Source organism: Polaromonas sp. P1_F2, from assembly GCF_056405735.1.
This window is the reverse complement of record NZ_JBFUBN010000010.1, coordinates 168,867-183,864: the sequence shown is the minus strand read 5'-3', so window position 1 is coordinate 183,864 and position 14,998 is coordinate 168,867. Positions and strand designations below refer to the sequence as shown.

The following is a 14,998-nucleotide window of genomic DNA, read 5'->3' as shown; positions in this document are numbered from 1 at the left end:
GATGCGCTTCTTTGAACGGCAGGAAACCGCCCGCGCCCAGACCCTGCGGCTGCTATTGCTCTTCGGCCTGGCCCTGGTCGCCCTGCTGCTGGCCGTCAATGGGGCGCTGGCACTGGCCTGGCGGCTGGTGACGCCGGGCTTCAGCGGCTACCCGGGCTACTTTTTTACCGTCAATACCTCGGTGACCCTGTTGTTCGTGCTGGGCGGCTGGTGGCTGGAGACCTCGGCCCTGAGCAGCGGCGGCGAGGCGCTGGCGCGCCGCGTCGGGGCCCGCGAGACCTGGCCCGCCAGCCGGGAAGCCGAGCAAAAACTCAGCAACATCGTGAGTGAACTGGCCATCGCGGCCAGCATGAAACCGCCCCTGGCCATGGTGCTGCCGCGCCTGGACGCGATCAATGCCTTTGCCGCGGGCTGGGGCGAGGACGACGCGGTCATCGCGGTCACACAAGGTGCGCTCGACAAGCTCACGCGCGACGAACTCCAGGGCCTGGTGGCCCACGAGCTGAGCCACCTGCGCGAAGGCGATACACGTTTGAACATGCGGCTGGCGGGCATGGTGTTCGGGCTGGAGATGATCTTCAACCTGGGCCGCAGCATGTGCGGCGCCGACGAGAACGGCCAGCGTTCCTTTCTCGCCTTGCCCGGGTTCCCCATCCTGGTCACCGGATCGCTGGGCTGGCTGGCGGGGCGTGCGCTCAAGGCGGCGATCTCGCGCCAGCGCGAGTTCCTGGCCGATGCGCGCGCCGTGCAGTTCACGCGCAGCCGGGAGGGCCTGGGCGGCGTGCTGCGCAAGGTGGCCGGCGAAGAAGAGCAGGGCATGGCGCCCGCGCGCAGCCTGCACCCGGCGGTGCAGCACATGCTGTTGGTCGATGCCCGCGACCGGGGCCGCTGGTTTGCCAGCCACCCGCCGCTGGCGGAGCGCATCTTCCAGATCTACGGCCGGCCCATGGCGGCACTGTCGATGCGGGATGAACTGCCGACGCGGCCCGATGCCATCTTTTGATCTCCAACGATAAGTTGGTGCGAAGCACATCACCAATGGTTCGAATGCCAGCCTGACGCGATGCGCTGAAGTACTGGATACTCCCTATAGGGTGCCGAGAGCACCGCGTTAAATTGTCAGCTCAAGAAGAAACCGAAGTCTGAAACCGCCTGGAGGCCCCACATGAGAACCCCACACCTCGCCAAACTCGCCGTGCCCTTGCTGTGCCTGGCACTCGGCCCCCTGGCGCAGGCGCAAAGCAAGGACGCGCTCTACACCCGGAGCCTGGCTGCCACCTGCGCCAACTGCCACGGCACCGACGGCAAGGTGGTGCAGGGCTCCCAGGTCACCTCGCTGGCCGGCCTGGATAAAAGCTACATCGTCGCGCAGATGAGCGCCTTCAAGACCGGCGCGCGGCCGGCCACTGTGATGCACCAGATCAGCAAAGGCTTCAACGATGCGCAGGTCGAGGCGCTGGCCGGCTACTTTGCCGCACAAAAGAAGTAAGGGAGACCCGACACCATGAACACGCTTCTTCAATCCTCTTCCGCTTCTTTCGCTTCGATGGCCGGCTTCAAGCGCCGTTCTTTCCTGCAGTCCACCGCCGCCCTGAGTCTGCTGGGGCTGGCCGGCTGCGCCAGCACCGCCGTTCCGTCCAAAGCCAAGGTCGTGGTGATAGGCGGCGGCTACGGCGGCGCTACCGCCGCCAAGTATGTGCGCCTGCTGTCCGACCACGCAATCGACGTGGTGCTGATCGAGCCGCAGGATGTGTTTATTTCCTGCCCCATTTCCAACCTGGTGCTCAGCGGCGGTAAGCAGCTATCCGATCTCACCACTTCCTACGCTGGCCTGTCGCGCACCCACGGCATCACGGTGGTGAAGGACTACGCGAGCGCCATCGACACCGCGAAGAAAACTGTCACGCTGGCTGGCGGCGCCACCATCGCCTACGACAAGCTGGTGGTTTCGCCCGGCGTGGAGCTGATGTTCGGCAGCATAGAGGGCCTCAAGGAGGCCAATGCCTCCGGCCAGGTGCTGCAGGCCTGGAAGGCCGGCGCGGAAACCGTGGCGCTGCGCCGCCAGCTGGAGGCCATGCCCGACGGCGGCGTTTACGCCATCACGATCCCCGAAGCGCCTTACCGCTGCCCGCCCGGCCCTTATGAGCGCGCCTCGGTCATCGCCGGCTATTTCAAGGCGGCCAAGCCGCGCAGCAAGGTGCTGATCCTGGATGCCAACCCCGACGTCACCTCCAAGGGGCCGCTGTTCAAGAAGGTGTGGGCCGAGCAGTACAAGGGCATCGTCGAATACCGCGGCCAGCACAAGGCCACGGCGGTGGATGTGAAGGCCGGCATCATCAAGTTCGACGTGCAGGACGACGTCAAGGCCAGCGTGCTCAATGTGCTGCCCGCGATGCGCGCCGGCACCATCGCCGTGCAGGCCGGCCTCAACAACCAGGCCAACAATCGCTGGTGCGGCGTCAATTACCTGACCTTCGAATCCACCGCCGCCAAAGATGTGCATGTGCTCGGCGATTCCATTCAGGTGGCGCCGGCCATGCCCAAGAGCGGGCACATGGCCAACAACCACGGCAAGGTGGCGGCCGCCGCCATCGTCGCCCAACTCTCGGGCTGGGACGTCAACCCGGCCCCCATGCTGACCAACACCTGCTACAGCTTTGTCGACAACAAGAACGTGATCCATGTGGCCAGCGTGCATGAATACGTGGCCGCCGAGAAAACCTTCAAGGCCGTCGCCGGCTCCGGGGGCGTCAGCACCGGGCCTACCGAGCTTGAAGGCGTCTATGCATTGAACTGGGCCAGCAATATCTGGGCGGACACTCTGGCCTGAGATGAAAGCCCCCACGGTCGCTCACTGCGTCTAGCTTCCTGCCCCCCGAGGGGGCCGCCCGCCTGCGGCCTGGCAAAGCCAGTTCCGCGGCTCATGCTTGTATTTCAGCAACTCCTCAAGGAACGGTGATCTCCTGGCTGGTCTAATACGGGTTGGCCGTCCGTTCCGGGCGGCAGACGTGAGACAGATGCAAGACAACCCGACCCAAGTCCCCCTGTGGCGCCAGCTGCAAGGGGCTGCTTCCCTGCTGATGGCCGTGCGCGACGGCCAGTCCATGACCGCCGCGCTTGACGACGTTGACGCTGCTTTGCGGCCCGGTGTGCAGTCGCTGGGTTTTCACACGCTGCGCTGGCTGGGCCGTGCCGAGGCCTTGCGCCAGCAACTGGCCCGCCGCCCGCCGCCGCCCGAGGCTGACGCCTTGCTGTGCGTGGCCCTAGCCTTGATCTGGACCGAGCACGACGCGCCCTACACCGCCCATACCCTGGTCGACCAGGCGGTTGAAGCCGCCAAGCGCGGCGACGCCACCCAGCACCAAGCCAGTTTTATCAACGGCTGCTTGCGCCGCTTTCTGCGCGAACGCGACGAGCTGGTGGCGCGTACTGAAAAAAGCCCCCAGGCCGTCTGGAACCACCCGCAGTGGTGGATAGACCGGGTGCGCAAGGACCTTCCCGGGGAGTGGCAGGCCGTCCTGCAGGCCAACAACAGCCGTGCGCCGCTGATCCTGCGCGTCAACGAACGCAAGACGACACAGGCCGAGTACCTGCAGGCACTGGCAGCCGCCCAGATAGACGCTTCGCCAGTGGGCCAATATGGCGTGATCCTGGCGGCTGCGCGCCCGGTGACCGGCCTGCCCGGCTTTGCCGAGGGGCATTTTTCGGTGCAGGATGCTGCCGCGCAGCTGGCGGCGCCCCTGTTGCTGGAAGGACTGGCCGCTCCGGACGGGGGCGGCACCCGGCTCAATATCCTCGACGCCTGTGCCGCCCCGGGCGGCAAAACCGCCCACCTGCTGGAAATCGCCGACTGTGAAGTGACCGCGCTCGACATTGACGCGCGGCGTTGCGAGCGCGTCGGCCAGAATCTGCTGCGCCTGGGGCTGCAGGCCGATATCCGCGTGGGTGACGCCGGCCAGCCGGACGGCTGGTGGGATGGCCGGCTGTACGACGGCATCCTGCTGGACGCTCCCTGCACCGCTTCCGGCATCGTGCGGCGCCACCCCGACGTGCGCTGGCTGCGCCGGCCCACCGACATCGCCCAGCTGGCCGCCATCCAGGCCAAGCTGCTCGAAACGCTCTGGCCCCTGCTCAAACCCGGCGGGCGCTTGCTGTACTGCACTTGCTCGGTTTTTCGCGCGGAAGGCGACAACCAGATACAAACGTTTCTTACGCACCACACCGACGCTCTATTAAGGCCCTCACCCGGGCATTTGCTCCCGCAAAGTGGCGTGGAAGCGACGGTCTTCCCGGACAATTTGATGCGTGAGCACGACGGTTTTTATTACGCACTCCTTGAAAAAAGCGACCGCTGACAACGGCCGGCGCCTGGGGCATGCCGCTGCGCGCTGGCTGTTGGGGGCTTGCCTCTGTGTGCTGCTGGCCTCGGCGCCCGGGCTGGCCTCTGCCACCGAGATCACCCAGCTGCGCGTGGAGCGCGGCGAAGACGGCGTGCACCTGTCCGCGCTGGTCCGCTTCGACCTCCCGCTGGTGGTGGAAGACGCCCTGCTCAAGGGCATTCCGATGTTTTTTGTGGTTGAGGCCGATATCTACCGCGACCGCTGGTACTGGACCGATCCGCGCGTGGCCAGCACCGCCCGCACCATACGCCTGGCCTACCAGCCGCTGACCCGGCGCTGGCGCGTCAACATCGCGTCAGGACTGATCACCAGCTCCTCCGGCCTGCGGGCCACCCTGAACCAGAATTACGAAACCCTGTCCGAGGCCTTGTCGGCCATCCAGCGCGTGGCCCGCTGGAAGATCGCGGAAGCCGGCGACGTGGACCCGGATGCCTCCTACAAGCTGGACTTGAGTTTCCGGCTGGACCTGTCCCAATTACCTCGGCCGTTCCAGATTGGTGTAGCCGGCCAGCGGGACTGGAATATTTCCGCGCAGATCAAGGAGCGGCTCAGGCTGGAGCCCGCCGCGCCCCAGGCCCCCGCGGCCCCAGGCACCGAGGCCACCAAGTGAACCTGCAGGTCAGCGGCGGGTCCCTCAAAAGCAGCAAAGCCTTTCGCTGGACGGTCGGCGTCGGCATAGGCGCCATCGTGGCGCTGGGCCTGGTGCTGATGTTTCTGCTGACGCAGGCCACCGGCAATCGCGAACTCTACGAACGCAACTACGCGCTGTTGCTGATGCTCAACATCGCGGTCGCCGGCCTGCTGCTGCTGGTGATCGGCTGGATCGTCGCGCGGCTGCTGCTGCGGCTGCGGCGCGGCCGCTTCGGCAGCCGCCTGCTGGTCAAGCTCGCGGCCATCTTTGCGCTGGTCGGCCTGATGCCGGGCCTGATGATTTACGTGGTGTCCTACCAGTTCGTTTCGCGTTCCATTGAAAGCTGGTTCGACGTGGAAGTGGAGGGCGCCCTGGCGGCGGGCCTGAACCTGGGCCGCGCCACGCTGGACACGCTGGCGGCGGACCTCGGCAACAAGACGCGGCAGGCCGCCACGCAGATCGCCGAAACGCCCGACGCCATGGCGGGCCTGGCGCTCGAGCGCCTGCGCGACCAGCTGCAGGCCAGCGACGTGGTGCTCTGGAGCCCCTCGGGGCAGGTGATCGCCAGCGCCGGCGAGTCGCGCTTCCTGCTCAAACCCGAGCGCCCCTCGGTGCAGCAGTTGCGCAGCGCGCGCACGCAGCGTGTCGTCACGCAGATCGAAGGCCTGGACGAGGTGGTGTCCGCCGGCAACGGCGAACTGGCGGCGGGCGCGGCCGGTCCAGCGGCCAACGCCGGCAGCGCACCGCGCGTCAAGGCCATTGCCGTGGTCAACAACCCCAATGTGGCCGTGCTGGGCGATGCCCGCTTTTTGCAGGTGACCCAGCTGCTGCCCGAAGGCCTGGTGGCCAACGCCGTCGCCGTCCAGGAGGCCAACCGCGAATACCAGGAACGCGCGCTGGCGCGCGGCGGCCTGCGCAAGATGTACATAGGCACGCTCACGCTCAGCCTGTTCCTCGCGGTGTTCGGCGCGGTGCTGCTGGCGGTGCTGCTGGGCAACCAGCTGGCCAAGCCGCTGCTGGTGCTGGCCGAAGGCGTGCGCCAGGTGGCGCAGGGCGACCTCACGCCCAAGGCAGCGCTGCAGGGCAAGGACGAACTCGGCGGGCTTACGCGTTCTTTTGCCGACATGACGCAGCAGTTGTCCGATGCCCGCACGGCGGTGCAGCGAAGCATGAGCCAGGTCGACGCGGCACGCGCCAACCTGCAGACCATCCTGGACAACCTGACGGCCGGCGTGATCGTGCTCGACGTGCGCGGCAGCATCCAGTCCAGCAACCCGGGCGCCACGCGCATCCTGCGCGCGCCGCTGGCGGCCTACCACGGCAAGTCGCTCGGCGAAGTGCCCGGCCTGGGCGTGTTCGCCAAAGACGTGCTGGCCCAGTTCGCCGACTACCTCAGCGACGGGGCGCCGCATGCGCAGGAGCACTGGCAGCAGTCGTTTGAACTCAACGCGGCCATGCCTGGCGCGCCCGACAATGCCATCACACTGATCGCGCGTGGCGCCAGGATGCCCGGCACCGAGGAATTCCTGCTGGTGTTCGACGATATTTCCGAAATGGTCTCGGCCCAGCGCGCGCAGGCCTGGGGCGAGGTGGCGCGCAGGCTCGCGCACGAAATCAAGAACCCGCTCACGCCGATACAGCTGTCGGCCGAACGCCTGGAAATGAAACTCACCGGCAAGGTGGGCGAGGCCGAACAGCAACTGCTCACCAAATCCGTCAAGACCATCGTCGACCAGGTCGACGCGATGAAGCGGCTGGTCAATGAGTTCCGCGACTACGCCCGGCTGCCGGCCGCCGAACTCAAGCCCGTGGACCTCAATGCCTTGGTCAACGACGTGATGCAGCTCTACCTGCACGACAGCCACAGCGACGGCCACGGCGGCCGGCGCAGCGATGCCGCCGCCGCCGTGCCCGTCGTCACCGAGCTCGACCCCAAGGCCCCGCTGATCCAGGGCGATGCCCAGCAGCTGCGCCAGGTCATCCACAACCTGCTGCAGAATGCGCAGGACGCCCAGGAGGGCAAAGAGGGCGCGTGCGTCACGCTCAAGACCGAGTACTCCGAGACCTCCGGGCGCGTGCGCCTGAGCGTGCGCGACAAGGGCACCGGCTTTCCCGAACACATCCTTAAACGCGCCTTCGAGCCCTACGTCACCACCAAGGTCAAGGGCACGGGGCTGGGGCTGGCGGTGGTCAAAAAAATCGCCGACGAACACGGCGCACGCATCGATATTTCCAACCGGGTTTTGGACGGCGCGGTGCAAGGGGCACAAGTGTCGTTATCATTTGCAGTTGTGGCATAACAACACATTCAGTAACACTTCGATTTCGAGATCCGCACGGCATCGCAACAACAGGCAGGCAGCAATTCAATCATGGCAAATATTCTGGTGGTCGACGACGAGCTGGGCATACGCGACCTTCTCTCAGAAATTCTCAATGACGAAGGGCATCAGGTCGAGCTCGCTGAAAACGCGGCGCAGGCGCGTGCCGCCCGCGGGCGCTCCAGGCCCGACCTAGTGCTGCTGGACATCTGGATGCCCGACACCGACGGCGTGACCTTGCTCAAGGAGTGGTCCTCCAGCGGCCTGCTGAGCATGCCGGTCATCATGATGAGCGGCCACGCCACAATAGACACCGCCGTCGAGGCCACCAAGATAGGCGCGATGGCCTTTCTGGAAAAACCCATCACGCTGCAAAAGCTGCTCAAGGCCGTCGAGCAGGGACTCAGCAAAGCGGCCCCGCGCAAGCCGGCCGCCCCGAACAGCAATTCGGCACTGCCCCTGGCCGACCTCACGGTCGAGGCCGTGATGACCGGCGGCAGCTTGCCGGCGCCCGTCGACATGGGACCCCAGGCCACGCAGAGCTTCCTGCTGGAGAAACCGCTGCGCGATGCGCGCGACGAATTCGAGAAAGCGTATTTCGAATTCCACCTGGCCAAGGAAGGCGGCTCCATGACCCGTGTCGCGGAAAAAACCGGCCTGGAGCGCACTCACCTGTACCGCAAACTGAAGCAGCTGGGCGTCGACCTCACGCGCGGCAAACGCGGCATCTGAGCCTCTCCCCGCCGGCCGGCCGGGCACCCTTTTCGGCTGATATATAATCTGAGGCTCAGGCCCGGTAGCTCAGTCGGTAGAGCAGAGGATTGAAAATCCTTGTGTCGGTGGTTCGATTCCGCCCCAGGCCACCAAATGTGCAAGCCCTTGATTCCTAACGGATTCAGGGGCTTTTTAATTTCTGGCGCGTCGCTTTCCTTTGCGTTGGGATACCGGGGGCCATATGCTCCGGCAGCATTTGGGGGCGCGGGATCGGCGAATTTCCAGGACGCTCCACCGCCTCTCAGGGTACGGAACGCCTGTAAGATGCCCCGCTGTAGTGCCGTCCCTGCGGCAGAAGGCTTGGCCGAGGCTGCGTTGCAGAGCGCCCGGCGGCCTATCGATAATGATGCTTAACCATGGCTTCAGGCCTTGATCGATGAATTTCAACTGCAGCCAATACCAGGAACTCAATTGAAGTACCACGTCACCCACATCATGAGCAATGGCCGGGCGTATGGCTTAAACGCCTACCTGGAAGTAGTTGAGTCCGTCGTCTGGGGCCTGCGTGAATTGGGGCACACAGTGGAGTCCGGCGTGGACACCTTCTCTGAGTCGGCAACGAACATCATCTTTGGCGCCCAGGTGCTTGAGATGGATGTGGTGAACAAGCTGCCACCCTCCACCATTGTTTATAACTTCGAGCAAATTCGGGGTGCGACCTTACTGAGGCCGGCGCTGATGCATGCCGCTGCGAATTTCAAAATATGGGATTACAGCGAGGGGAATGCGGATGTGTGGAAGAAGCTCAATGCGGATTGCCGGATCGTGCCGGTGGGTTATGCCGAACCTCTGACGCGAATTCCCAAAGCGCCGATCCAGGACATTGACGTTCTGATGTACGGAGCACCCGGACCCGATCGCATGGATGCGTTCCATCATCTGTGCCATTCCGGGCTCAAGTCAGTCTTTGTGTGCGGCCTGTATGGGGCGGCGAGGGATGAGTTGATTGCGCGATCAAAAGTCATCGTGAATATCAATCTTTATACGGCGAAAAAAATATTCGAAGTCGTTCGTGTTTCTTATCTGTTGGCCAATCGCAAAGCTGTCGTGGCCGATATTGATCCAGAAACTGTGATTGAGGAGGATATTCGCGCCGGAATCTGCGTGGCGTCTCCGTCAATGCTTGTTCAAGAGTGCCACGACATTGTCTTCAATGAAAATCGTCGTAAAGCCATAGAAGAATCTGGATTTGAGGCCTTTCGGAACCGGGACATACGGCCTATTCTTGAGGCCGCCTTGGCGGGTTGAGGCCAACCCGGCGGTCGCATAGGCGGGTGCGCTCTGTTCCATCAAGAGAGTCTCCAAGGGGAACGGCACTTCGTCTGAGGCTCGGCAGGCGCGCACTTTAAAACCTCCTGCAGCGCAAAGCGCTGCAGGAGGTTTTGTGTTTTTAGCGGCCTGGGACGGAGCCTCTTGCAACTCCGCCCGGCAATCAACCGCGCGTAGAACGCTTATTGAACGACAGGGTAGTCGCGCTCAAGGGTGGACACCGACACGGCGGCTCCGGCTTCTGCTTTCACTTCGGCGCGGCTCCGGGTGCTGGCGGGGGCGCTGGCTTCGGGGGCCTGGTAGGTCGGGCCGATGTTCACGGAATAACCTTCGTGCTGGGCTTGCGCCAGCTCGGCGCGGACGTCAGCGCGGGTCTTGGTGCTGACCGAATTCACCTGGTCTTGGGGAAACGGATCGCGGCCTTCGGCGAAGCTGCTGGCGGAGCCGAAGAAGGCGAGTGCGGAGACGGCAAGAACGGAGGCGGAGACGAGATTCGATTTCATGATGAATTTCCTTTAGACAGTTTTTTGAAAAATCCGGTCGGACGGGCTGGGTGCCCGAAGGGCCTTCCTCGCTGAGTCGCTGTTATGAATGTGGCTCACCGATGCATCCAACCTTGTTCCTCCAAGCCCTCTGGACAAGTGCGCGTTTGCAGAACATTCCATTGCCGAAACTGGAACAATGAAAACGCGGAATCGCGGAACTTTTTTCACACGGAAGTTTGAAAGCATCGCGTCAAGAACGCATGCATCTTTCGCCGCGCAGCTTGAATGGCTTGATGCCGCACCGAATGCATGAAGCCGGCCGGCGCGTGATCGCGCCTGCCTTGTTGCTTATGTGGGGATGAACCGCCGGTCTTCCATGCGGCCCAGGACCGCGCGCAAAACCCGGTAAAAACTCAGTCCTGCCGCGTGTCCATCTTTTTGATCACCCTGCGTGTGTACTCGGTCATGAACTCGAGGAACACGCTGGTGCGCACCGGGATGAATTTGCGGCTGGGAAGCGCAGCGTACAGGGTGTTGGTGCCGGTGATCCAGGGCGAGAGGATGCGCTGCAGCGCGCCGTTGTTGAGGTGATTGGCCACCAGGTCGATGGACTGGCTCATGATGCCGGCGCCGTCCACGCAGGCGCGTATCAAGGTGTCGGTGTGGTTGACCAGCATGCTGGGTTCGATCTGCACTTCGACGACGCGCTTGCCTTCGCTGGGATTGGTCAGGCGCCAGACGCGATGCCGGTTGGCCGTTGCCTTGACGCGCAGGCAGTGGTGCTGCGGCAGGTCCTCGGGCCGTGCCGGCATGCCGTTGCGGCGCAGATAGTCGGGCGAGGCGCAAAGGACGCCGTCGGACGAAGCAATGGGCCGCGCGATGATGTTGGCATCAAAGGTGTCGGCCGCGCCCAGCAGGGTGAGGTCGTAGTCTTCCACCGGCGGCACCAGCGGCGAGTCCACATGGATGTCGAGCACGACCTTGGGGTAGCGCCGGCCGAATTCGGCCACCAGCGGCGCCAGCACATGCACGGCGAACACCGGCGGCGTCATGATGCGTATGGTGCCGGACATCTCCTGCGCATGGGCCTGGGCGGCGGCGTGGGCTTCGTCGATGTCGCTCAGGATGTGCCGCACGCGGGCCAGGTAGGTTTCACCGGCATCGGTCAGCGCCAGGCGGCGCGTGGTGCGCTGCAACAGGCGCACGCCCAGGTGGTCTTCCAGGTCGCCGACCAGGCGGGTCACGACGGCGGCCGACATGTCGAATTTGCGCGCCGCGCCGGCAAAACTGCCGTCGTCCACCACTTGCTGGAATACGCGCATTGATTGGAGTCGGTCCATGGTTAACCCTTATATAACACCTTTATTGTTGCTAATTTAACAGCAATGTATTGTTGGGATTGGTATTTTTTGTTCGATTTAACAGGAATACAGTTCATACATCGATGAGCCGAAGCCACTTACAAGGCGACTCACCGAGGCTGGACAGACGGGGAGATGAGCCCGCCATGCCCGGAACGTCACTTAACTTCTGAGAGGATATTCATCATGAAATCGAACTTTATTGCCGCCGCTGTTGTTGCTGTTGCCGCCCTGACTTCCGTGGCCGCGTCCGCCCAGCCCCTGAACGCTTTCCTGCTGGAGCAGATGCAGTCACCTTCGAGCAAAACCCGCGCTGAAGTCAAAAGCGAAGTGCTGCAGGCCCAGAAGGCCGATGCGGCATCGGGCTTCAACGGCGCGACCGCCCAGCAAAACCTGGCCGCTCCGCGTGCCGAAAAGACCGGCACGGCTCCCCAGGCTGCAGCCGAGCTTGTGAAGCCCAGCCAGCAATAAGCTGTGCAAGGCCGGCTTTGGCCGGTTCTGGCGCAATCGCCCCGGCCGCCTGAAAGGGTTGCCGGGGCGAGTGCATTGGTGCCTGACGAACGCAGGAACACCTTTTCAATTCTTCCGCCGGCGATCTCTGCGGAGCAGTCTGCCTGGGCCGCATCGGCGGTATCTCAGCCGCACTCTAGAATCTCCGTCATCTTGAGAACCTCCAACACACCTTACGCCTTCGCTTTTGTCGCCGCGCAACTGCTGGCCCTGCCTGGCATGGCTGTGGCGCTTTACCTGTACACCGTGGGCAAGATGGCGGGCAGTGGTGGCTGGCTGCTGGGAGTGTTCGAGCTGCTGTTTTCAGGCGTGGTGGTCCTGCCCGCGATGCTGCTGTGCACGGTGCTCTTGCTGATTGCAGGCTTGTTCTCCCGGATCCGGCCATGGGCTTGCCTTGTGCTGTTGCTGGTCAATGCGACCGTGCTGGCTGTTGCCTGGACGATCAGTCCATCCACCGAAGCAGGGGAGCTGCTGGTCTGGGTTCCCACCGTGCTGTCGGCCGCAGTTGCGGCCACGCTGGCGTGGCAGGGGTTTTCGCCGGTGACGAGGCCTGAGCGGAACATGCTCTGGGGTCAGCTCCTGCTGGCTGCCGGGCTGGGGGTTGGATTGGGGCTGGCAGGCGCCGGCAGTGTCCCTGTTGCGCCACCGGCCGAGCCGGATCCTATGGCGGCGATACCGCCGGAGCGCGTATTCAACGGGACGTTGGGCGGCAAGCCGGTGCATCTCGCGGTGCATGACTGCAAGGTCTATCGCGCCATGCCCAAGGAGTCCAAGGGATCCGGAGAGAACGGCTGGCAGATGGTGCTCGAACCCGATCTCTATCCATTCTTCACGTATTGCGAGCGGCAGTCGCTGCAGGCAGACAACGGCGTCGTCACTGTCACCCTCGGGCGCATCGCCTTCGGTGCGGGGGGCTGCTGCGCTACGGGTGGCACTTACCGTTCCAGGGACGGTGAGCTGTGGAAGAAGCTGTGAAGTGCGCCGGATGAGGGCGAACACTAGCCTGCCATCGGCGCCCAGTGATTGTCCAGTCGCACATTCCTGAGCGCCGGCGAAGCCGTGCGCCCCGTGCCATCACGCGCCAGTGCAGCCAGCCGCCCGCCAGCCCAGAGTGTGGTGTCAGCTTCGCCCGCTGTAGAAGCTGAGGCGACGGCGCAGGCTTCTTCCAGCGGGAAAAAACCTGTCCAGTGCCCATCGGCCTGCCATACGGCCACGCCGTTGGCGCGCGGGCAACCCACGGCAAAACCACCGGCGGCCCAGGCGATGTCGCCGCCGTAACCGGCCAGCACCTGCCCGGGGTCGGCAGCACAAGTCTGCAACTGCCGGCCGTCAAAAAGCGCCAGCACGGGCGCGCGGGCCTTGGCCCCGGTGTCGTCATGCTCAGCCTGCATGGCGATGCCCAGTACACGCGGGCCGCCTGCCGTTGGCGCGCGGCCCCAGGCCATGTGCCGCAGGCTCAGGCGTTTGTCGGCCAGGCGCCATTGGCCCAGCAGGGCACCGTTTCGCGTGTCCAGCCGCACCAGCGAGGCGTCCATGCGGTCCATGTGAATCTTCAGGCGGCCGGTTTCCGGCAGTGCCGGAATGCCGCCGTTCGCCACGACCAGGCTGCCGTCGCCATCCAGCAGGAGTTCGTGCGGGTCCATGCCATGGGTCGGCCATTCGCCTATTTTTTCAAGCGTGGCGGCATCGCGCAGGCCCACCAGGCCCTGGCCGGTTTCGAGATTTGTTTCGGTGGTGTAGAGCGTCTTGCCGCCGGGGCCGGCGATCACGTGGCCGTTGAAGGCGCGGTCCGGGTCAGCCCAAGCCCAGGCGATGGCCTTGGCGCTGCCTTCGCCTTCGGGCCGCCAGCGCAGCAGCCAGTCCCCCGGCCGGCGTGCCACGGCCAGCAGCGTGCCGCCGCGCTCGGCCCACACGCCGTGGGCGCGCGTCGGTACATCCAGGGCGGCGCCGACCTGCAGCGTGTCGCCGCGATAGGCCAGCACACCGACCTGATAGCCATGGGCCGCCTCCCAGGCCGCGGCAAGTTGCAGCGGCGGGGCGGTGGCGGCTGCTGCCAGGGCGGGCTTGATCCAGGCACCCGCACCGGCCGCGACCAGCGCCAACCACTGCCGGCGCTGCAATGTCGTCTGGGCTTGCTGCATGGCGGATTCCTAGTCGCCGTCAGCGTCTGAAAAACCGATGCTGACCTCGAGCGCCGGCGCGATCTCGGCTTCCGCGAGTTTTTTCAGATCGGCGAGCGAGCGTCCAGCGGCGGTGACGCCGGCCCGGTTCGCGGGCGAGAGATTTTGCAGCGCCTTGTCGGCCTTGCCCACGCTTTGCGCCAGCGCGTCGGCTGGTTCGTTGCGGCCCAAGCCGCGCAGATAAGTTTCAATCGGCGCCAGGCCCTCGCCGGGCCGGGGCGCTTCGGGGGCTTGCGAGGCGCCCAGCGTGCGCAGCGCCTGCCATTGCGCGGCCCATCGCGCGGCCGTCTGGCCGCTGGCGCCGCGTGCATAAGCGGCGGCGTTGCGGCCGCCTTGCGCGCTGCCGGCGAGGCGGGGCTTTTCCATTTCGGCCCAGCGCAGCCGCTCCAGTGCGCCGGTCCATTGGTTGACGAGTTCACTCATCGCGGGGCCGTGGGTTTCTTCGCCTTGGCCGGGCGGCCGGGCGGCCAGTTCGCCGAAGGCCTTGGCGAGGATGTCGGCTTCGCGCTGGATGTCGGCGGCCACCTGCGCCGCGTAGCGGCAGTCCGGTGTGCCTGGCGCGGTGGGCTGGCTCCACAGCAGCCACTCCAGCGCCGGCAGTCCCTTGGCCGGCGTGCCTATGCTTTCCATGGCGGTGGCGTCTTGCGGGGCGGCCTGGATCGCGCGCTTGATGAGTTCGGGCCGCGTCGGCGTGAAGTCGATCTGGCGCGCCGAGCGCCGCTGCACCAGCGGGCCTATCTGCACGCCGCTCAGGCGATCCCAGGCGAAGGCACTGGCTTTCCAGCGTTCGCGCGCCTGCTCCAGTCTGGCCGCAGCCGCACCGGCGTCCGCATCGCAGACCGCGGAGATCGCCGTGGGAAGGCCGCCGGCCTGCTCGGCGAACGCGGCGGCTTGCGGCGCGTACCAGAAGCGGTAGACGCCACGCATGAAGTCGCCGGCCGTGTAGAACGGCACCGCGACATTGGACGGGACGGTTTGCGCCTGCGCGGCGCCGCCCAGCAGGAAGGCGGCGCCGGCGAGAACCACCAAGGCCGGCTTCAAAGGGTTGAGGAAGGATTTCATGGCGC

At 65.0% G+C, this 14,998-nt stretch carries 14 protein-coding genes and 1 tRNA gene; 11 read left to right on the top strand and 4 right to left on the bottom strand.

What is annotated here, in order from left to right; all coding sequences use genetic code 11:
* The first annotated feature begins 1 nt into the window (after window position 1).
* From AC1D0O_RS19355 to AC1D0O_RS19315, 9 genes are all read left to right on the top strand, one after another.
* Window positions 2–1,003, top strand: a complete 1,002-nt coding sequence (locus AC1D0O_RS19355; protein ID WP_477655115.1) for a M48 family metalloprotease — start codon at window positions 2–4, stop codon at window positions 1,001–1,003.
* A 162-nt stretch (window positions 1,004–1,165) separates the two neighbouring features.
* Window positions 1,166–1,489 carry a c-type cytochrome gene (locus AC1D0O_RS19350; protein ID WP_477655114.1) on the top strand — a complete coding sequence of 108 codons (324 nt, stop codon included), beginning with the start codon at window positions 1,166–1,168 and terminating at the stop codon, window positions 1,487–1,489.
* A 15-nt stretch (window positions 1,490–1,504) separates the two neighbouring features.
* Window positions 1,505–2,830, top strand: a complete 1,326-nt coding sequence (locus tag AC1D0O_RS19345) for an NAD(P)/FAD-dependent oxidoreductase (protein ID WP_477655113.1) — start codon at window positions 1,505–1,507, stop codon at window positions 2,828–2,830.
* A gap of 187 nt (window positions 2,831–3,017) precedes the next feature.
* Complete coding sequence (rsmB, locus tag AC1D0O_RS19340) at window positions 3,018–4,355, top strand: 16S rRNA (cytosine(967)-C(5))-methyltransferase RsmB (protein WP_477655125.1); 1,338 nt, start codon at window positions 3,018–3,020, stop codon at window positions 4,353–4,355.
* Window positions 4,336–5,010, top strand: a complete 675-nt coding sequence (locus AC1D0O_RS19335; RefSeq protein ID WP_477655112.1) for a DUF4390 domain-containing protein — start codon at window positions 4,336–4,338, stop codon at window positions 5,008–5,010. The genes rsmB and AC1D0O_RS19335 overlap by 20 nt, the downstream gene beginning before the upstream one ends.
* Window positions 5,007–7,331, top strand: coding sequence for a sensor histidine kinase (locus tag AC1D0O_RS19330; RefSeq protein WP_477655111.1), 2,325 nt, complete (start codon window positions 5,007–5,009; stop codon window positions 7,329–7,331). The genes AC1D0O_RS19335 and AC1D0O_RS19330 overlap by 4 nt, the downstream gene beginning before the upstream one ends.
* Before the next feature lie 72 nt (window positions 7,332–7,403).
* Window positions 7,404–8,084, top strand: a complete 681-nt coding sequence (locus tag AC1D0O_RS19325; RefSeq protein WP_477655110.1) for a response regulator — start codon at window positions 7,404–7,406, stop codon at window positions 8,082–8,084.
* A 58-nt stretch (window positions 8,085–8,142) separates the two neighbouring features.
* Window positions 8,143–8,218: transfer RNA gene (locus AC1D0O_RS19320), tRNA-Phe, on the top strand.
* Window positions 8,219–8,537: 319 nt separating this feature from the next.
* Window positions 8,538–9,374, top strand: a complete 837-nt coding sequence (locus AC1D0O_RS19315) for a hypothetical protein (protein WP_477655109.1) — start codon at window positions 8,538–8,540, stop codon at window positions 9,372–9,374.
* Window positions 9,375–9,577: 203 nt separating this feature from the next.
* Here AC1D0O_RS19315 and AC1D0O_RS19310 read toward each other — a convergent pair whose 3' ends face one another.
* Window positions 9,578–9,898, bottom strand: coding sequence for a DUF4148 domain-containing protein (locus tag AC1D0O_RS19310; RefSeq protein WP_477655108.1), 321 nt, complete (start codon window positions 9,896–9,898; stop codon window positions 9,578–9,580).
* A 395-nt stretch (window positions 9,899–10,293) separates the two neighbouring features.
* On the bottom strand, window positions 10,294–11,220 hold the full coding sequence (locus tag AC1D0O_RS19305) for a LysR family transcriptional regulator (protein ID WP_477655107.1): 927 nt from the start codon (window positions 11,218–11,220) through the stop codon (window positions 10,294–10,296).
* 207 nt (window positions 11,221–11,427) lie between these two features.
* Here AC1D0O_RS19305 and AC1D0O_RS19300 point away from each other — a divergent pair, with 207 nt between their 5' ends.
* Both AC1D0O_RS19300 and AC1D0O_RS19295 read left to right on the top strand, forming a co-directional pair.
* Window positions 11,428–11,712: a DUF4148 domain-containing protein gene (locus tag AC1D0O_RS19300; RefSeq protein WP_477655106.1), complete on the top strand. Its 285-nt coding sequence runs from the start codon at window positions 11,428–11,430 to the stop codon at window positions 11,710–11,712.
* Between the two features lie 192 nt (window positions 11,713–11,904).
* A complete protein-coding gene (locus AC1D0O_RS19295; RefSeq protein WP_477655105.1) occupies window positions 11,905–12,726 on the top strand; it encodes a hypothetical protein in 822 nt (273 codons plus the stop codon).
* A gap of 23 nt (window positions 12,727–12,749) precedes the next feature.
* Here AC1D0O_RS19295 and AC1D0O_RS19290 read toward each other — a convergent pair whose 3' ends face one another.
* Window positions 12,750–13,892, bottom strand: coding sequence for a DUF1513 domain-containing protein (locus AC1D0O_RS19290; RefSeq protein WP_477655104.1), 1,143 nt, complete (start codon window positions 13,890–13,892; stop codon window positions 12,750–12,752).
* A 9-nt stretch (window positions 13,893–13,901) separates the two neighbouring features.
* The gene (locus AC1D0O_RS19285; RefSeq protein ID WP_477655103.1) at window positions 13,902–14,993 is read right to left on the bottom strand and encodes an imelysin family protein; all 1,092 of its coding nucleotides are present in this window, start codon (window positions 14,991–14,993) and stop codon (window positions 13,902–13,904) included.
* Window positions 14,994–14,998: the final 5 nt, after the last annotated feature.